Here is a 19,419-nt window from a genome sequence, read left to right as displayed (position 1 = left end):
CGCCTTTGTTTAGACCCCATAGTACCCCAGCGACGACTTTTGCAAGAGGTCTATTAATGATTTCCTCGTCAATTGCATCAGGATTTGGCATCACTGGATTAGGTGTTGCGCCTGTGACGACATTCCGATAGATGTTTTGATGGATCGGCTTTACATCAGACATGGGGTTAAGCACCTCTGGATGAAAATGACTGTCTTCTACATTCTGTTGGACAGCTTACAACACAGAATTTCTCATGGCTCAAAAGCTTTGATAGTTGAGCTTCACTTGCATGCTTGGGCAACCTTCTCAAAGAGTATAAATGAAGAGAACCTAGATGAGTAGCTTTCAGCAGCCAGTGGAATTACGAGTTCGAGACATTGGGGAACAAGGTCTTTTGGAACGGTTGCAGCGCTTTTGTCCTGCGGATATTGTGGGTGATGATGCGGCTGTGATGCCGTTCCCTGGCTCAGGTCGCTCACTGGTTGTGACAACAGATGTTTTAGTAGATGGGGTACATTTTAGCGATCGCACTACCAGTCCCGAAGACGCGGGTTGGCGTGCAACGGCTGCTAATTTATCTGATTTAGCGGCAATGGGAGCTGCCCCAATCGGAATTACTGTGGGATTGAGCGTTACAGGTGATGTTGCGGTTAGCTGGGTAGAGCGACTCTACCAAGGCATTACCCAATGTTTGCAGCAGTACAATACAGTAATTGTCGGTGGTGATGTGGTGCGATCGCCTGTTATTAGTCTCTCGATTACCGCCTTTGGTCAAGCTTTACCGAACCGAATACTCCGTCGTTCAACTGCGGTTGTGGGAAATGCGATCGTTATCACGGGTGTCCACGGTGCTTCCCGTGCAGGACTGGAACTACTTCTCAACCCAGAATTAGGCAAACACTTGAGCGAAGCCGAACGTACCTATTTAATCCAGGCTCACCAACGCCCAAAACCCAGACTTGATGTTTTGCCCCTACTCTGGAATAGTCTAGATTCCTACTCCGCAGTTCAAGTAGCAGGAATGGATAGCAGTGACGGTTTGGCAGATGCCATTTTACAACTCTGCCGTGCTAGTGGCGTTGGGGCAAGGCTTGAAAGAACCTCAATTCCTTTATCATCAGCCATGAGTAAGTTGATATCCGTCGCGCCAATCTTAGACTGGGCTTTGTACGGTGGTGAAGACTTTGAACTCCTGCTGTGTCTACCTCCAGAACCCGCTGAAGCTTTAGTAGCACAGTTAGGAGGAGCCGCGATTATTGGCAACATCACGACTGGTACTGAAGTCTGGTTAACAGATAGCACAGGCACTTGTGCCGATGAATTACTGGCTCTGAGCCGAGGATTTCAGCATTTTTAAACAAGTGTAGGCATACTAAGCTAATCAGTATCGAAGTGCGTAACTTCTCAGTTAGTGAGTTTCTCAAAAATTAAGCCTAGGAATTTGTTTCCCAGGCTCACACTTATATTTGACTCAAGTGAACGTCTGTTCCTTAAAGTTCGATTGAAGGACTAACTCTCCCACTTCTGGGCAATGATTTCTGCCAAATCCACAACTCGCTGAGAGTAACCCCACTCGTTGTCATACCAGGCAACAACTTTGACCATGTCACCACCCATAACCATCGTTAGGCTGGAATCCACAATTGAAGAGGCATCGTGACCCTTGTAGTCTGTTGAAACAAGCGGCTCATCACTGTATGCCAAAATTCCGTTGAGTGGTCCTTCAGCAGCTTCTCTGAGAACGCTATTCACCTGCTCTGCGATCGTTGGTTTCTCGACTTGAACCACCAAGTCAACCACAGAAACGTTTGGTGTTGGCACACGCAAGGCAATACCATTTAGTTTGCCTTTCAGTTCCGGCAAGACTAAACCGACAGCTTTTGCTGCACCTGTGCTGGTTGGAACAATGTTCATCGCTGCTGCCCGTGCCCTGCGAACATCACGGTGGCTAGCATCCAAAAGACGTTGGTCTCCTGTGTAGCTGTGAGTCGTGGTCATCGTCCCTTTGATGATACCGAATTGTTCATGTAGCACTTTGGCAAAGGGGGATAAGCAATTAGTTGTACAGCTAGCGTTGCTGACAATATCATCCTTATTGTGATCGTAGTGATGGTCATTGACACCTACCACATAGGTACTGACATCATCCCCTTTAGCAGGAGCTGTAATCATTACCTTTTTTGCGCCCGCTGCTATGTGCTTCGAGGCTCCCTCACGGCTGACAAATACACCTGTAGCTTCAATGACAAGGTCAATTCCCCAATCTGCCCAGGGCAAGTTCAGCGGGTTGCGATCAGATACGCACTTAACTGTTTTGCCATTGATGATGATGGAGTTTTCATCAAAGCCGATATCAGCATCCAACTTCCCCAGCATCGTGTCGTACTTCAGCAAATGAGCATTCGTTTTAGGGTCAGAAGTATCATTGATGCCTACTAAATCTATTTGGCTATTTTCCCTGGTTAACCAGCATCGTGCGAAGTTGCGTCCGATGCGCCCGAACCCATTGATCGCTACTCTAATCACAACGTCTTGCCCTCTGTATTCAAGCTCAGTAAGTAAATATCTCCACTAATGACCCCAATCATATCGCAAAGCCTGTACAATTCCACCTTGGAATTGGTAAAGATACGGAGAAGGGGATCAGGAGCTAGAAAAGATTTGCTCCTCATCTTGAGTGCAACGCTGTGAACTTTTCACGACTCTGGGGTTATAAAGCAAAAGGCAGAAGGTTCCAGGGCAAAAAGCCCAAGGGCAGAGGATGAGCGTTTTCTTCCTTGTCCCTTTTCTCAGCTTAAACGTAACAATAACTAGACTTGTGAGCTACTCCCCACTCCCTCCAAGTAGAGGTTGTGGTCAGTAATGTAAGCTCGAACAGATTCTGGAACGAGGTAGCGAATTGAGCGATGCTGACGACAGTATTGTCGAATTAGTGTTGAGGAGATGCCTACGGCTGGCATTTGCAGAAGCTGCCAGCGAATTGAGATATCTTGAGAAGCTAGTTGTTGAGCGACTTGTTGGCACAGCCAGCTACTTTGGCTATCTGGTAGAGGTTGAGTTCTCTCGCTTTTAGTGAAGTGAACCCTTGTTGTAACGATAGGGCGTGGTGCAACTAACCAGTCGCAGGCAGGTATAACGGCTTCACGGCAATACCACTGTGGCAATGTCTGAAAAGCATCAATCCCAATAATCCAGTACCACTGACAGTTAGAATAGGTATCCTGAAGCTCGGTTAAAGTTTTGAGCGCGTAATTGGGTTTAGCGTCTACTGTCTCCAGAGGTGAGAGTATAAAGTTTGGGTTGTCTCTGATCGCTTGCTCTACCATTAACCGACGATGCTCATAGCTACAGGCTTGTTTATGAGGTGAAAGGCGATCAGGTACCCAGATAACTTGAGTTAGATTTAACTGACTGAGCGCTGCCTGTGCAATTAACAGGTGCCCCCAGTGAACGGGATCGAAGGTGCCGCCTAGAATTGCCACTTGTCCCATAATGAAAGCGATCGCACAATTGACAAACGATGTAGGAGGTGACTCCGTACCAAGGACAATGGAGAAACGGGTGAGGCAATGAAGCTAACTTCCCCTTACACTCTCTGTCGTGCAAGTTGTGAATTCTTCCAACTCTCGATTCTCCCTCAACTAGACAACGGGTTTGACTCAAATCTGAATCACCTCGTTGGTAGGTTCTGAGTTGTTTTCTTGACTAAAGCTTCCGGACGGAGAATAGCTCTACGTGTTTAGTAGTAAAAACCGTCTAGGGGTAGAAAAATTTAGTTCAGCAATAACACAATCTATAGGACAAGTGTACCTTTTTTATGAAAATTGCGCTAAATCTATGCTTGGCTATATCTTGAAAAATCAATTCTTGATATGATAGCGCGTGTTATTGGCACAGTAGGCTTGTGTGGTGTGGTGTGTAAGGAGTTAAGATGCCGAATACTGTTGATTTTACTGGGAAGCCATTTCATTTCATCGGCATTGGTGGAATTGGAATGTCAGCCCTTGCCTACGTTCTAGCAAAGCGCCAAATACCTGTATCGGGTTCTGACCTTCGTTCAACGCATATTACTCAACGTTTGCAAGCAGTTGGCGCTCATCTTTTTGGAAACCAAGACGCTACTAATTTAGAATTTTTCCGCTCTAGGACAGAGCCAGCGTATGGAGAATTGCCGACTGGTATCAGTGTTAGCCCAACTTTAGGAATCGCATCTGGACTTGCAAATACCAAGACTGTCGGGACAGGACAACTCTCGTCAAGCTTGCCTCAAGTGATCTGTTCGACAGCGATTAATACAGTTAATTCTGAGTATCAAGCGGCTTTAGAACGAGGCTACCCAATTTTTCATCGCTCAGATTTGCTAGCGGCTTTGATTCAAGATTATCAAAGTATCGGCGTGGCGGGGACTCATGGAAAAACGACAACAAGTAGCTTGATTGGGTATCTCTTGCTTAAAGCAGGTCTCGATCCAACGATTGTTGTCGGAGGCGAGGTGGATGCCTGGGATGGGAATGCACGATTGGGGAATGGGCCTTATCTCGTTGCCGAAGCTGACGAATCTGACGGGTCTTTAGCTAAGCTCTCTCCTAAGATTGGGGTTGTCACGAATATTGAACTGGATCATCCAGACCACTACGACTCGCTGGAACAGGTAATTGAGATCTTCCAGACGTTTGCTCGGCGTTGTCAGATATTGGTTGGATGTATTGATTGTGAGACATTGCGATCGCACCTCAACCCCACAATCAGTTACAGCCTACGGAGAGATGCTGGTGCTAATTACAGTGTAGATAATGTAAACTACCATGCCCATGGCACCACTGCCCGTGTTTGGGAGGGCAATGAGGTTTTAGGAGAACTGCATCTCAAGTTGCTGGGTCAACACAACCTCAGTAATGCTTTGGCTGCTGTGGCGGTAGGACGATATCTGGGTTTAGAGTTTGATGTCATCGACTCAGCACTCTCAACCTTTGAGGGAGCCAAACGTCGGTTTGAGCTTCGGGGTAAGTGCAATGACATCTCGTTTGTTGATGACTACGCTCACCACCCTAGTGAAATTCAAGCCACACTTGCTGCAGCTCGTCTACGCAAGAGTGAAGACGGTACTTCGTCCTCAACACCTCGACGAGTGGTTGCGATTTTCCAGCCTCATCGCTACAGCCGCACCTTGACATTTTTGTCGGAATTTGCTGAAGCTTTTAGCGATGCAGACATTGTTGTAATCACTGACATTTACAGTGCTGGAGAACCTAACTTAGGGCACATTAGCGGGGAGCAGGTTCGAGATGCGATCTGTGCTGCGGCGCAACGCTCTGCTAACGGTGTTCACCACGAGAATGTGTACTACAGCCCAACGTTAAGCTCGGTAACCGAGTTGCTCACCCAAACCCTCCAACCCGGAGACCTTGCCCTATTTTTAGGAGCAGGAAATTTAAATCAGATTATTCCCCAGGTCATAGAGTTCTACCAAAAGGCTGAGAAAGATCAATTAAGAGAATTGAGCCAAAAAGCCTAAGTTCGACTAACTAAAGCAAAAAAACAAGACTTTAGACCCAACTCACTTGCCCAAAACCAATCGGCATTCTTTTGACGTGTATTGATATGACCCTGTCCTATGATCCCAAAAGCGTTACTAGCGCAGTTCCTACAAAAAAGAAAGTTTACAAGCCTGAGCTTTATGTGCCTGGAACCGACTGTCCGCTTCGTGCGGCTGCCCCGTTAGCGAGCCTCACCTCGTTTCGAGTCGGTGGTCCAGCCGAGTGGTACGTTGCTCCCCGACGCTTAGAAGACCTGCAAGCCAGTTTTGAGTGGGCTTTGTCCCAAGGATTACCCCTAACACTGTTGGGGGCAGGCTCTAATCTTTTAGTAAGCGATCGCGGTTTGCCCGGTTTAGTGATCTGTACTCGCCATCTCCGCCGAAGTCAGTTTGACTACGAAACCGGAAGAGTCACAGCAGGGGCTGGTGAACCCATTGCTCGTCTGGCATGGCAAGCCGCAGAAATTGGCTGGCAGGGAATGGAGTGGGCAGTAGGAATCCCTGGCACAGTTGGCGGTGCCGTAGTGATGAATGCTGGTGCCCACAAAAGTTGTACGGCTGATGTGCTTGTAAGTACCCAGACGCTCTCTCCAACGGGGAAAGTTGAAACACTAAATCCTCAGGACTTAGGCTTTAGCTATCGCACCTCAAACCTGCAAGGAGGCGAGCGGTTAGTTACGCAAGCAACCTTTCAGTTAAAACCGGGTGCTGATCCAAAACAGGTACTTGCCGAAACATCTCGCCATTTGGAGCAACGACGTAAATCTCAGCCTTATCACCTACCTAGCTGTGGTAGTGTCTTCCGCAATCCTGATACACACCCAGCAGCTTGGCTAATTGAACAAATTGGTTTAAAGGGTTATCAAGTTGGCAAGGCTCAAGTGGCTGAGCGTCATGCCAACTTTATCCTCAACTGTGGTGGGGCAAAAGCTAGCGATATCTTCCAAATTATTCACCATATCCAGCAGCAGGTAGAGCAGCATTGGTCGCTCTGCTTAGAACCAGAAGTCAGAATCTTGGGTGAGTTTCAACTAGGCTAAAGATGTCGCACGGCGGTAAGGGGTACTAAGATCAATACAACTCATTTCAACATCGTGGAACTCACAAAATAAGCCTGTGGAGTTGTCTGATAATAAGGACGATAAAGCAGGACGTTCTTACCGTAAGGTAGATGTCACCACTGATATACTCGTTTAACTCAGATAGAGTCAATCTAATATGACAAAAGGACAAGGATTCGGCTTCGGTTTAGGCAAAATGAAAGAACTCGCCGAAGCATTCAAAAAAGCCCAAGAAGTTCAACAAGGTGCCAAACAACTCCAGGAAGAACTGGAGCAAATGGAAATTGAAGGCTCATCAGCAGATGGCAGTGTCAAGGTTGTGCTTAGTGGCAACCAGGAACCCCTGCGTGTAGAGATTTCTGAAGCTGCGATCGCTCAAGGAGCAGGTACGCTCTCTGAAACCGTCACAGCCGCGATGAAAGATGCTTACGAGAAGTCCACAGCCACCATGCGAGAACGGATGGAAGAACTCACAAGTGGGCTAAATCTTCCAGGAATGTAACTGAAAGTTTAGTTAAAGGTCAAAAGGCAAAAGAAACTCATTCAAACGTTTTCTTTTGCCTTTTGCTTTATGGCGATTCTCGTATCAGTGAGGTAAATCTTACTTTCTTGCCTATTCCCGAAAACGCAGAATCTTGTACCTCATCCTTAGGAGAACCGCTATATTATGTCGGTGGCTTCGGGGGAGCAACCTGTAGCTTAGGCAAACTCGTAATCACTCGATAAAACTGCTCAGCGAGGGCGGTATTGGCTTCCTCAGTTAAGTGAACCGTGTCATAAAAGGCTGGCTTAGAGAAGTTTTCATAGAACTTGTAGAAATTGAGCGTCTTCACATTTTTAGGAAACGCTTTCTGAAGTTGTTCGTTCGCTTGCGCTAATTCTGCATAACCCGTCTGTACCTGTTGTTTGTAGCTTGGCTTGAGTTCATTTAAAATCGCCTGTTCTTTTGGTGAAAGATTACTCGTGCCACGACCCGTAATTTCTGGCTGAAGGGCAAGAAAGATAGGAATTCCTGCTCCAGTTGTCAAACGAACCATTTGGGCTTGATGAGTCCGGTAACGTGCGACTCGACTGTCTAGTTCACCAGGGTTAGCGGCGAGATGTTGCTCTAGTGGTGCTGCATTCTCCGTTGCGATTAGGCTTGTCTGAGTGACATTCGGCTCTGGACGTAACAGCCAGTATTGAATGGCTTTAACGAAATAAGTCCCTGTAATGGTGTCTTTTAGCTGTTGGGTTATGGTTGTCCAATAGTGTCCTGAGGCATTGTTGAGAAAGGCTTCCGTGTGGGGAATATCTTTAGCCGCTTGATTACTTGGCAGCATTAAGTCACTATATCCATCCAAAACCACGATCGCATCTGGACTATAGGGCAAAATCTGGAGAGCTAGCTGCGCGAGTTCGTTACCAGACGTATAACCCGGTACAGCCGCATTGATAACGCGATACTGACCATCCCGTAGCCTTAGTGGCAACTTAATGACTTTATCAAGCTCGCTTTTAAAGTAGGGTAATGTTGTCGGTCGATATTTCTCCGGAGTCCGCTTCTGCTGTGCTATCCGTTCATTGAGACGGGTTTCCAGTTTGCTGGCTAATGTGGCTTGATTACTGGCACTCCATTGACCAAAAGCTGTAGAACCACCTAAAAGAAAAATCCGAATTTCATTTTTGGGTTTAGCGAGGGGAAGCGGATCATTGTCGCGAAACCCTTGCTCATTGATGCCCCAATACTGACTTTTTTGCTTGCCAACTAAGCTATAGCCCATCCCAAACTGCCGTTGGGCAGCTAGACGACCACGGTCAAAAATCCCATCATAGGGTTGTTGAGATTGACCGAGAAACTTGAGACCGTAAGCGGTAGCAAGTTCAGGTTGACCTTCATAAGCTGCCAACTCGGCGCTTTTGCCCGCAAAGCCAACAAAAATTCTTGCCAGCAACTCCAGTGCAATCAAGACCAAAGGTATGGTCATGAAGATTATTGGTAATGGCAAGGGTCGGCGGGGCTTGCGGTAAGAGCGGTGGCGCGACTTGAACTTCAAAATACTTTCCTCAAATCACATTGAAACGGGAGCCATTCAATCACAACTAGAAGGCGTTTTTTATGTTCCTACTGGGCTTCTAGTCAGTTTGATTGTGCTACTAATTAACTCTGTTCCCGGCATTTGTTATCTTACTGCAATGGTAAGATTGGTCAGCTTCGTTGCTAAACTTAACACGGGGGCTACTAAGAACCTGTCATTCATGGAACTCGGTCAGCGAAGGCTTTTGTGTAACATAAACGGACAAAATTTAAGTTAAATAGATTTGTACGCGATCGCATTTTAGGCTGCATACAAAGTTTAAGTTAAACATTATACCCATGCCTTGCAAGTTACTTTTCGTCTGTCTTGGAAATATTTGCCGTTCTCCATCAGCGGAGAATATTATGAATCACCTGATTGAACAAGCAGGTCTGGGTGAGAGTATTGTCTGCGATTCGGCTGGAACTGGCGGCTACCATATTGGTTCTCCTCCCGATCAACGTATGGCAGCAGCAGCAGCACGTCGGGGGATTGAGCTTAAGGGTCAAGCACGACAATTTCAAAAGTCTGATTTTGAGAACTTTGACTTAATTTTGGCGATGGATCAGGAAAATTATCAGGATATCCTCTCCCTTGATCGAGCCGGAAAGTACAAAGACAAAGTACGGCTAATGTGTGATTTTGCCTCAAATCATCGTGAGCGAGAAGTCCCTGACCCTTACTACGGTGGTACGGAGGGTTTTAACAAGGTTATTGATTTACTGCTAGATGCCTGTGAGGGTCTGCTGCAATACGTGGTTAAAACTTACCTCTAGAATTATCAAATTAAGTTAGTAGAGCATGGATTTTCTGTTAAACAATCTGGGGAAAATTATGACTCTAGATGAATTCATACAATTGTTAGAAAAACAAGAACGAGGTCCTGAATTTCTGCCATTAGCACTACAAGCTATGTGGTATGAAAAAAGAGGAGATTGGGACAAAGCTCATCAAATTGTACAAAATGCTAGTGATGTTGACAGTGCTTGGGTTCATGCCTATCTACATCGAAAAGAAGGCGACGATAGTAATGCCCGTTACTGGTATAGGCGAAGTAGTCAGGTAGAGTTTAAAGGAGAGCTTTCCAAAGAATGGGAGCAAATTGTCTCTGACTTGCTTCAAAAGAGCTAGCGTCAATTAGTTGATTAATGAAGGGGAAGGCAAGATTAAATACTAGCTGATTGAAGTTGAAGCACTGTTGAGCTAGATAAAGGAAGAGTGAACCAGAACGTTGACCCAGTTCCTGGCGTACTGATGACACCAATTTGACCACCGTGAGCATTAATAATTTGCCGACACTGATACAAGCCTAAACCAATACCTGTTAAGTGTTCGGTGTGAAGACCTCGAATGTAGAGTTTGAAGAGGCTCTTCTGTTGCTGTTGACTCATTCCTACTCCATCATCCTGAAGAATGCAACGAACCATCTGGTTTTCAACGGTAACTTGTAAAGTGAGGTTCACTCCTAATGGGTTATGTTTGAGGGCATTAATAAGTAAATTGTCCAATACCCGTCGCAATTGTTGTGGATCGGCAGGAATTAAGGGAATATCTTCTGGCAATGTGTAGGTTAGGGTAGCTTGGTTTTGTGCAAGCTTTGTTGAGTAGTCGGCAGCTAGGTTTTGAATCAACGTGTTGAACTGTAGGGGTTCGCATTGAAGATCTAATTCTCGCTCTTCGTTGAAATGATCTTCTAAAAGGGAGTTGATCAAACTAAGTTGGCGATCGCTACATGTCATCATTCGCTCAATCAGAGAGCGAGTGATGGTTACGGTTTCTCCGGCTGATTGGTGCAAATTTTTCAACACCATGGACATTCCCAGCAAAGAGGTGCGTAGGTCGTGGGAAACGGCTTGCAGGAAGACATCTTTCAAGTGGTTGAGTTCCTGAAGTTCCGTCATTTTGGCGCTGAGTTCTTGGGTACGTTCTTCTACCTGAGATTCAAGATGAGTGTTGAGTTCAGTAATTTGTCGATACAGTTCGGCTTGCTGAATTGCGATCGCAACTTGTGTGGCGAGGGACGTAAGCCAATCAATCTCCCACGGTTGCCACTGCCGCGACTCTTGGCATTGATTCACCACTAAGCCACCATATAACTCATCACCCACAAGAATGGGTACAGCTAAAACAGAGCGGATATGGTATTGGGTGTAGTATCTGGCTTGCTGAGGGGAAAGTGCGATCGCGCTTGTATCCTCAATCACACGAATACGGCTTTGTTCAAATACCGATCGCCATTCTTGTAAGGACGCTTCATCATCAATAATCAGGCTGCGTAGCGATGGGTAGAATGGGTCTACGGATTCAGCAATGACTGAGCCTCGTAAAGAAGTTTGAGAGTTACTCTTGACTATATCTATTTGTGCAATGAAAACCCGGTCAGCTTGGAGAAATTGCCGGACTTCAGCGACTGTTGTGTTGAGAATTTGATCGAGATTAAGCGATCGCCGAATCCGCATTGCCATCTCTCCTAATAAGCGATGTCGTTCGGCGGCTTCGCGAACACGTTCAGCAGCTTCTCGCAGTTGAGTTTCGACTTGTTGGCGATCGGTAATGTCTTGTACTGTGCCTGTGATGCCGCATCTATTAATCTCAGATTGTTCAGAAACCACCCTTTCTGAACAATCTGGCCAAACAATCCGATACTCAATCGAGTAGGGCTTATTTTCGCTCAGTGCGCCCTGAATCGCTTGCCCAACTCGCTGGCGATCGGCTGGATGGACAACTTGGAAGAAAGCTTCCCAACTGGGTTCAAAGGCTTTGGGGGGAAAACCAAAAAGGCGATAGAGTTGATCAGACCACCGCAATTGCTGCTGGGGTAGATATCTACCTTGACAGACTTCAAAAAAATCCCAGTTGCCTAGCTGAGCAAGGCGCTGAGCATTTGCTAAGCTGGCTTCTCGTTCTTTGAGTAACTTAACGGCTAAGGCACGTTCTGAGCCTGCTGCCGCTAAGACTAAAGCGGTAATCGTGATGACACCCATAAACCCATGCAAAAACAGAATTGCCTGATAGGTGTTCTCCGCTTTTGTCATAAATGGTCCGACGCCCCGTGCTGCGCCCCAAATCGCAAATGAGCAGACAATTAAACTTGACGCGATCGCACCTATTTGGGCAAAACGAAGTGCTGCCCAAACAACGAAGGGAAAAGCAAGGTATTCCAGCGGATACTGAGCAATTCCAGCCCCTGTTTTGGAACCAAAGACAAACCAGCTGATAAAACACAGCAAACTGAAACAGATAACTGCCTCAAGACCATATTGGATTTCTTTCCGGTGAGAGTGAGGCGAAGGGGAAGTGGGATGTGGGATTACGGCAAGGTTTCTCGACTTCGAGCGATTTTGACCTTTCCTAAAGATTCCCCAACTGAAAATGTTTGCGATCGACCATTTGAAATCCCAAATCAAGTAGCTCAAAACCAAGAAAAGGGGGGTGACTACTAAAATTCCGATCCAGTCACCTAGCCAAAAAATCCACAAATTTCTCTGCCAATTCGCAAGGGCAACCGTTCCACCCAAGCAGCCAATAAGTGTGCTGATACTAGCATTCACGAGGGGAGAAACCGCAGCACCTAAGACGACTAGCTGCATAACATCTTGCAGTCGTTCAAGGGACGGATGAAATCTCATCCGACGCAGTAATTCCGCCCCAATTACGGCTTGTAAAGCGCTACTGAAACCGAGGCTGCCAGCGACTACCCAAGATACTCCTAGCGATCGCGCAAAGAAAAACGCACCCAAGGCAACTCCTGGCCAAACACTCCGTCCCTGCAAAACTATTGCTGCCAAAGCCATTCCGGCTGGTGGCCAAAGGGGAGAAGGGCCAACATTTAGGTTTAAAATTGAGAAGGCAAGTTGGGCTGTAACAAAGTAAACAACACTCAGCGACCCGATTGCAGTAAAATACCGCCAGTAGTATTTAAAGCTCCACCGTCCCTGGAGCATGTTATTGTTCAACATCATAGTGATGTAACCCTAAAAATATTGCCTTCATTGTTGTTCGCCTCCGATAAATCCCCTCTAAAAATAGCTTGCATTATCTACTAGTAATCAACTTCCCCCAGGTGGATGAGCATGGATGGCATACTACACAAAGATTTCATGAAGATTTGCCTAGACGTTTAAGTGTAGAGAGTTAAACGGCAAGATAACTTTGTTGGTGAATTTTAAGCGTTAGTAATAGAAACATTGCGGGAGATCGTTGGAAATAATAACAGCAAAATTCTGAGTACAGGTGCGATCGCTTCTCCAATTACTGCAACTATTCTTCTTTCTTCGTCATCTCCAAGTGCACCCTGATAAACTCTGCTGCTGCTGGATTAATTTCCTAAGCGCTTCCCGAATCTCAAGTATTTTTTCACCGCCAGTGTCTCTTACTTCATTCACCGCACTACCTACAACTAAGTGAAGTTAAAATTGCACTAACGCTTACGGGTAGCCTTAACCGATGACAGCTTCAATTCTTACAGCCATCCAAGAAGCCGATACTCTACACATTCCACAATGGCAGCCAGCGACTTGGGAGGATTACTTACGCTATCGCAACGATCCTACTCCTGAGAGAATGAGATTGTTTTTCAATGGCAACTCCCTTCTTCTTGATATGGGTTCAGAAGGCATCAACCATGCGAGAGTTAGTGACCTGTTCACGTTACTGTTTTATATTTGGTTCACTCAGTTTGCTCGGCAAACGGCTGAGTCTCTGGGGCGCTGTTTGCTGGAGAAGCCAAATCAGCGTGCAGCAGCACCCGATTTAGTGCTGTATGTCGGAGAAGGTGTCCCACAATGGCAAGAAGGGGAACCGCGTCGAATTGACTTGACTCAATGGCGAGTTCCTGACTTGGTGGGTGAAATCTCTGACACAACGCTGGCAACTGACCTAGATGAAAAGAAAAAACTCTATGCTGATCTGGAAATCCCTGAGTATTGGGTAATTGACGTGTTGGGGAAACGAGCGATCGCGTTTCGGTTGCAACCCGATAAGAAGTATCAGCAATGTGTTTACTCTGTAGCGTTGAAAGGATTGCCAATTCCCCTCCTAGACCAAACCTTAGAACGCCTGGTTGAGGGAACTAATATTAGTGCGGCTAGCTGGTTTGCCCAACAAATTACTGGTTTGAATGTAGAGTAGTAGCGCTTCATTTGCAGGTCAATTGCACCCCAACTTGCGATCGCATTATCATCTATCCCAAGAGTGATCGCACTCTTCACCTCCCTACAATGATTGATGTAATAATTCAGTTTATTGAGTCAAAAGTGATGATAAATACAGAAGTTGTTAAAGGCATTGCCTCGGAAATACAGATATTTCAAGATATTGAGCAAAAGGAGAGCTTTTTATTTGTTCTTGGTGCTTTAACTGCCAGAGTTATTAGCTTAAAGAAAGCAGCAGAAGTCATGGATGTAGAGCCGGAAGTCTTTCTGAAACTACTAGATTTGATAGGGTTTGACTACTCTTTTTTATCAAAAGAAGATGTTTCGATGGAAAGAAGCTAGTAATTCTGGTGAAAATTGTTTTCAATTCGTCCCCTTTGATTTTCCTGGCTCGATTGCATTTCTTAGAAAAATTTGTTAACTTCTTGGGCGAGTTTTATCTGCCAGAAGTAGTAAATGATGAAATCAAGGCTAAACAGGACGAAGCTAGCGAATATATTCAACGTTTAATTGATGACAAAAAGATAGAAGTTAAAGGAACAAATCTAATTTCCTTGGCTAGCAGTCTGAATGCACGTCTTGGCAAAGGGGAGTCAGAAGCGATCGCACTAAGTACAGAATTACAAGCTGATTACGTTGTTCTAGATGACTTTGCAGCTAGAAGAGAAGCTATGCGATTAGGGTTGAATGTCAAAGGTACTCTAGCTATTATCAGGAAGCTGAACTCAGAAGGTAAAATTACTATTGGTAGCTTGGAAGAGCTTTATCAACGACTGATGGCGATTAATTTCAGAGTCAAGCGATCACTATTTGATGCCATCTTTGAAGATTGAGCGGGAGGCTGGATACTAGGTACATAGAGCGATCGCATGAAAGTGGAGAGTGGGGGAAGTGCGATCAGTATCTACTGACTATGCCTTGTGCATTGCTTTCAGTACATTTTCAATAAAAGTATTTACATCTGACTTAATTTTTGTCTTAACGCAAATCACACATTCAAAAGCTGAGCGTGAAAAGGTTATGTAACCAAGATTTTTCAAGCTAATGTTGGTTTTCTGGCATAAACTTTCTAGTTGTTCAATACCGAAGATAATAACACGCCTTCCTTCAATACCACGAGCACTGTGAAAGGTACACAGTCTTACCATATTAGGTTGTGCAATATCACGGCGGTAATCATCATTTGTATAATCGATAAAATCGATTTTCAGTCCTTCTATTGCTTTCAGAGCGCATATACGCTCTATTCCATTAGTATCTGGAACCAAAACTAAGCAGTCAAGAGGACAATCACCTCGGCTCTTATCTAAGAGTTCAATTTGATTTTTAATTATTCTCTTGTATTCATCACTAATGATTTCGATATAAAAAGAAAAACCAAAATCATCACTGCATGATTCATCAATGTTGATCAAGCTAGGAGGTTGCCCGTCTGGTCTCTCAAATAGTAACGGTTGTATAATTTTGCTATCAGTTTTTTTATCAATTTTACTCAGAGGTTCTTCTATTTTATTAACATCAAGACCAGCCTCATAAAAAACATGAGCAAATTTAGCCATAGGCGCAGCATTACGGAAGATTCGTCTTAAGCCTATCTCCCTACTAGCGTTTTGCTTAAAGTTCTTAAGCCACTCTGCTGATTGACCATACAGTTCCTGACCTGAGCCAGCAGCCACACAAACTGTAGCATTTGGTGTACTCAGTAATTCAAGTATTTCCAGTGCCCAGTCTTTCATATCCTGAGCTTCGTCAATTAGAACAGTTTCGTATTTCGGCAAACTATGAGCGATTTTTTTCATTTTTTTGAGTACAAGTTCCCCCCATGTATCGTGATCTTCTGCCCATTGCCCGTCAGAATACCCTCGTGCGATAGCAAAAATGTCTTGCACAAAAATATGCCCTTCAGCTTTCGGTAGTTTTTGTGAGTAAGAAAATATCCTGCGAATATCAGCAGCCAGTACTTTGTTGAAACATACAAAAAGTACCTTCTTCCGTCCCTCAAAGGCATGATATGCTCCAATCTGGAGCAATCTAAAAGTTTTTCCTGTACCTGGATAGCCGTAATAGAAAATACGCTTTTCGCTGTCTGGAGAAACTTCCTTTAGTGTCTCTCTGGAGACCTTATCTTCAATAATCCTTAGCTTGTCTAGATCGCTTGGCGCTGCTTTCTTCCTGGCTTCTACGGAAAGGCATTCTTTGACCTTATAAAGTTGGTCTTCTTTGTGAAAGTGTGGATATCTTGGAGGTTCTTTTACTGGAGGATTTGACCAAATGTACTTAAGCCTATCCAATAGAACATCAAGACCACTTTCAATATCCTCTTTAAAGAGCATTCGCTCAGAAAATTCTCCTACGACTCGCTCATCATCCCAACAACGATTCCATCCTTCGCGAGATATCAGTGGCCAACAAGCTGTTCCTACAAGAAATGGAAGTTTTCGATAAGGCATCTGAGGGCGTAAATAGTTACGCAATGAATTTAAAGCTCTGTCAGCTTGCCTACATGGAGAATCATCTACAGGACGCTTTTGAATCTGATAACTTTCCCAGCCAAAAAACTCTATAGCTTCGAGAATCACAGCCTTAACTTCAATAATGAACACGCCCTTTGCTTCATGCCATAGCAGAACATCGATATCACGAACTCCAGGAATAAAATCAAGCCCGAACCAAAGGTGAAGCTCCGGATCATCGAACGAGGTAAGTTGCTTGGCAAGGTTTCGCTCACCTGGACGCTTTGGAAGCTTAGTGTAACACTGGGTCATAGTTGTAGTCTTATTCAAGCAATGGTTAGGGAACTTGCTGGCTGATAAATTTCAGAATACTTACTTATAGATTTCCCTGACATCCTGATAAAGGAACGTAGGAACCCGATACAACATCAAATCTAGAGTTACCGCACGGTTTTGACGATGAAAACACCAAATTGCCAGATATCTCAGTTGTCACACCACTATACAAAATAGCCTCATCTGACTCTAGCCAAGTATCCAGAGCAATCAATTCCACCGCTAGCTGTGTAAACCCTCGCGTTAAGTCTGCCTGCTTAGCTTCTACTATGAAATTCGATGGAATGAATCATTCCAGAGAACACAACAAAACCTTAAGGCTGCGGCAAAACGTGCCAAACAGGAAATTGCTGAGGGGCAAGCTACTGTGATGGACTCATCGGGAAGCGATCGCTAACCTTCCTGCACCATCCACACCAAAAAGCCCAAGATTTGTTCCACAGGAGGAAGGGGGTAAATTATCAAGTCAATAGTTATAGTTTGCCCTTCCAGTTTCAGGAATTGCCACTGAACCCCGTTGCTAACGCTGCCATAGATAATGGGGATAGATTTTTCCTTAGACTCATTAAACTTTTGTGCCGCAACCATCTCCGCCACACATTGCCCAAACCCTGTTTTTAGGTCAGCCTGTTTTGCTTCTATAATCACTACAGCTGGAGCCTCGATCGCCAACATTTCAGCAGAGCGACTAATCAAGAAATCACAGCGTCCATTCAGCCCTAAACTTTCATCAACAGTAAAATCTTCCCCAGAGAACAGCGTCACTTTGCGATCGAGAATCCGTCGTACCTCTACCAATACAGGAGTGATAATTAATTCTGAACGTGCTTTTTCGCTGCCCGTTGCGATCGCAATGGGTAAAGTTTCCTCCAGATAGTCTCGTAAAGTATTAGAAGGTGAGATAGGAGCAATCTCTGGTAAAAAACGAATCCCTTCTCTAGTAGAAAGGTTAAAGGCTTCTTTAACTTTAGTGATGGTTGTGAATTGACTGTAGGGCATAAGAGAAGAGTTAGCAGATCAAGAGAGTGATAACGATCGCTCCTATGTGCGATCGCTACTCGTCATAGTTTACTGACTTGGTGAGTGAAATCTCTCACACGACGCGGGCGATCGCTTTCCTGTTCATGCCGTACACATAGCCCTTCAGGATGAGAGAATTTGAACTGAATTAGCAACAGGCTGAACTGGCAGCACGGGAGAGAATGCACTCATGCAGATAAAGGAGAAGCAATGAAAGCGTTCGTAACGGGAGCAAACGGATTCACAGGCTCTCACTTAGTGAAAGCGTTGGAACAGCAAGGTAATTCTGTTGTTGGTCTAGTTCGCAAGTCCAGTAATCTAGAGCGTCTATCGGATTGCAAGGTGCAACTCGTTTACGGCGACATTACTGATCGGGATGCACTCCAGAGTGCCATGACTGGAGTAGATACAGTGTTTCACACCGCTGCCTATGTAGAACTGGGGCTTGTTGATGCTATTCAGATGGAACGGGTGAATGTTGAAGGTACCCGTGCTGTAATGGAAGCCGCTCAATCCTCCGGCGTGTCTAAAGTAGTTTATTGCAGCACAATTGGTGTACTTGGTGATACCAAAGGTCAAGTTGTTGATGAAACCTTCCAACGGACACAGGCTGATTTTTCCTCTGCTTATGACCGTACAAAGTACCAAGCTCAACAAATAGTAGACGAATTTGCCGCTCAAGGCTTGCCTGTTGTGAGTGTCTTACCTTCTGGGATTTTTGGTGCAGATGACCCTCATTTTGGCCCTGTGATGCAGCAATTTCTCAAAGGAAGACTGAAATTGTGGGCAGGAGGCGATCGCGTTACGGGTATCGTCCATGTCGATGACTTAGTGGCGGCGATGATTCTAGCCGTAGAAAAAGGTAAACCTGGAGAACATTACATCATTTCTGCGGGTGACCTTACCACTCGTGAAATGTTTAATCTTCTTAGTCAAGAAACAGGGATTCCAGCACCGAGTGAAGCTCCCAAATCCATAGTCAGATTAGCCGGAAACCTACTTGATCCAATCGGACATTTACTCAAATGGCAGCCCCCCTTAAGTCGAGAGCGTGTTCACTATATTTATGACCGTTGTGTGCGGGTAGATGCCACGAAAGCGCGTCAGGAACTGGGTTGGCAACCTCGCTCAGTCCCAGAAACCTTGCGGGAGATTGTTGGAACAATGAAAGCAAACTTGTGAGGCAGATGCGATCTAAAAAACCAGTCGTACCCGATGAGCAATTTTCCCAGAAAAAGCAAACTCCTCAACTAATAGACAGAGGGTTGTTTCCTTACTGCAACTTAAACAGGCTAATGCTTCTCCTAGGCTCAAGTTGAACACAAACTCATCCATAAGTTAGACATTATGCAGACACCACCCTAAACATCAGCCTTTGATACTGAAAACAGAAGTAAGCGGTTTTCCTCCATGAATTCACTGGTAACTGATTCCTGCTGCCAAGTTCTCTGTGGCTATGCCAACACCACAAGCGCCGTACAAATTATTCGGATTGTCAATATTCCTAACTGGTACTTCGAGAAGGTGATTTTTCCAGGGCAACGTCTTTTATTTGAGGCTAACCTCGATGCAGAACTAGACGTTTATACCAGTCGCTTTGGTCAACCTGTCTTGGTAAAACAGATTCCTGCTATTTACCTGCAAGTTGAGCAGGGTTCTGAATCTATAAGTGGTAGTAGCACAAAAGTGATGAGCAACTGATTCTCCAAAATCTCCTTTTACCACCTAGCGGCAGTGGGATAAGCTTAACGTTCGAGGTGGATTTAGCTTAGACGTTAATGTGTATCTAAGCATTTATACTTAGATATCTAGTAGATTTG

17 protein-coding genes are annotated in these 19,419 nt (G+C 45.1%); 11 read left to right on the top strand and 6 right to left on the bottom strand.

All coding sequences use genetic code 11. The features are described from left to right. Positions 1-317: 317 nt before the first annotated feature. Entirely contained in the window at positions 318-1,340 is a 1,023-nt protein-coding gene (gene thiL, locus AC5JL3_RS07845; protein WP_496073950.1) for a thiamine-phosphate kinase, read from the top strand. Between the two features lie 152 nt (positions 1,341-1,492). Here thiL and AC5JL3_RS07840 read toward each other — a convergent pair whose 3' ends face one another. Together AC5JL3_RS07840 and nadD are read right to left on the bottom strand one after the other, a co-directional pair. Next, positions 1,493-2,509 (bottom strand): type I glyceraldehyde-3-phosphate dehydrogenase, encoded by a 1,017-nt coding sequence (locus AC5JL3_RS07840; RefSeq protein ID WP_496073949.1) that lies wholly within the window; start codon positions 2,507-2,509, stop codon positions 1,493-1,495. A 284-nt stretch (positions 2,510-2,793) separates the two neighbouring features. Then, positions 2,794-3,474, bottom strand: coding sequence for a nicotinate (nicotinamide) nucleotide adenylyltransferase (gene nadD, locus AC5JL3_RS07835; RefSeq protein ID WP_496073948.1), 681 nt, complete (start codon positions 3,472-3,474; stop codon positions 2,794-2,796). A gap of 440 nt (positions 3,475-3,914) precedes the next feature. Between nadD and murC the strand changes: the two genes are divergently transcribed. From murC to AC5JL3_RS07820, 3 genes are all read left to right on the top strand, one after another. Next, positions 3,915-5,498, top strand: a complete 1,584-nt coding sequence (gene murC / locus AC5JL3_RS07830) for a UDP-N-acetylmuramate--L-alanine ligase (RefSeq protein ID WP_496073947.1) — start codon at positions 3,915-3,917, stop codon at positions 5,496-5,498. An 86-nt stretch (positions 5,499-5,584) separates the two neighbouring features. Beyond that, a complete protein-coding gene (murB, locus tag AC5JL3_RS07825) occupies positions 5,585-6,559 on the top strand; it encodes a UDP-N-acetylmuramate dehydrogenase (RefSeq protein ID WP_496073946.1) in 975 nt (324 codons plus the stop codon). A 178-nt stretch (positions 6,560-6,737) separates the two neighbouring features. Then, entirely contained in the window at positions 6,738-7,082 is a 345-nt protein-coding gene (locus AC5JL3_RS07820; RefSeq protein ID WP_192220580.1) for a YbaB/EbfC family nucleoid-associated protein, read from the top strand. 163 nt (positions 7,083-7,245) lie between these two features. Here the strand turns inward: AC5JL3_RS07820 and AC5JL3_RS07815 are convergent, their stop codons facing one another. Then, positions 7,246-8,616, bottom strand: coding sequence for an SGNH/GDSL hydrolase family protein (locus tag AC5JL3_RS07815; protein WP_496073945.1), 1,371 nt, complete (start codon positions 8,614-8,616; stop codon positions 7,246-7,248). A 320-nt stretch (positions 8,617-8,936) separates the two neighbouring features. On the opposite strand from AC5JL3_RS07815, the gene AC5JL3_RS07810 reads away from it, so the two are divergent. Then, complete coding sequence (locus AC5JL3_RS07810) at positions 8,937-9,413, top strand: low molecular weight protein-tyrosine-phosphatase (protein WP_496073944.1); 477 nt, start codon at positions 8,937-8,939, stop codon at positions 9,411-9,413. A gap of 58 nt (positions 9,414-9,471) precedes the next feature. Continuing rightward, positions 9,472-9,768, top strand: coding sequence for a hypothetical protein (locus AC5JL3_RS07805; protein WP_496073943.1), 297 nt, complete (start codon positions 9,472-9,474; stop codon positions 9,766-9,768). 35 nt (positions 9,769-9,803) lie between these two features. Here AC5JL3_RS07805 and AC5JL3_RS07800 read toward each other — a convergent pair whose 3' ends face one another. Then, the gene (locus tag AC5JL3_RS07800; protein WP_496073942.1) at positions 9,804-12,599 is read right to left on the bottom strand and encodes a sensor histidine kinase; all 2,796 of its coding nucleotides are present in this window, start codon (positions 12,597-12,599) and stop codon (positions 9,804-9,806) included. Positions 12,600-13,083: 484 nt separating this feature from the next. Between AC5JL3_RS07800 and AC5JL3_RS07795 the strand changes: the two genes are divergently transcribed. The 3 genes from AC5JL3_RS07795 to AC5JL3_RS07785 all read left to right on the top strand — a co-directional run bounded on the left by AC5JL3_RS07795 (position 13,084) and on the right by AC5JL3_RS07785 (position 14,623). After that, positions 13,084-13,767 (top strand): Uma2 family endonuclease, encoded by a 684-nt coding sequence (locus AC5JL3_RS07795; RefSeq protein ID WP_496073941.1) that lies wholly within the window; start codon positions 13,084-13,086, stop codon positions 13,765-13,767. Between the two features lie 128 nt (positions 13,768-13,895). Beyond that, entirely contained in the window at positions 13,896-14,132 is a 237-nt protein-coding gene (locus AC5JL3_RS07790) for a hypothetical protein (RefSeq protein ID WP_496073940.1), read from the top strand. An 8-nt stretch (positions 14,133-14,140) separates the two neighbouring features. Then, entirely contained in the window at positions 14,141-14,623 is a 483-nt protein-coding gene (locus AC5JL3_RS07785) for a PIN domain-containing protein (protein WP_496073939.1), read from the top strand. A 78-nt stretch (positions 14,624-14,701) separates the two neighbouring features. On the opposite strand, the gene AC5JL3_RS07780 is transcribed toward AC5JL3_RS07785, so the two are convergent. Both AC5JL3_RS07780 and AC5JL3_RS07775 read right to left on the bottom strand, forming a co-directional pair. Next, positions 14,702-16,555: a nuclease-related domain-containing DEAD/DEAH box helicase gene (locus AC5JL3_RS07780; protein WP_496073938.1), complete on the bottom strand. Its 1,854-nt coding sequence runs from the start codon at positions 16,553-16,555 to the stop codon at positions 14,702-14,704. A 417-nt stretch (positions 16,556-16,972) separates the two neighbouring features. Continuing rightward, positions 16,973-17,578, bottom strand: coding sequence for a hypothetical protein (locus tag AC5JL3_RS07775; protein ID WP_496073937.1), 606 nt, complete (start codon positions 17,576-17,578; stop codon positions 16,973-16,975). A gap of 231 nt (positions 17,579-17,809) precedes the next feature. Here AC5JL3_RS07775 and AC5JL3_RS07770 point away from each other — a divergent pair, with 231 nt between their 5' ends. Next, positions 17,810-18,781, top strand: coding sequence for an NAD-dependent epimerase/dehydratase family protein (locus AC5JL3_RS07770; protein ID WP_496073936.1), 972 nt, complete (start codon positions 17,810-17,812; stop codon positions 18,779-18,781). Between the two features lie 228 nt (positions 18,782-19,009). Beyond that, positions 19,010-19,300, top strand: a complete 291-nt coding sequence (locus AC5JL3_RS07765; RefSeq protein WP_496073935.1) for a DUF1830 domain-containing protein — start codon at positions 19,010-19,012, stop codon at positions 19,298-19,300. Positions 19,301-19,419 lie beyond the last annotated feature (119 nt).

The sequence above is a fragment of the Symplocastrum torsivum genome (genome assembly GCF_059505465.1).
This window is presented reverse-complemented; position numbering and strand designations above follow the sequence as displayed.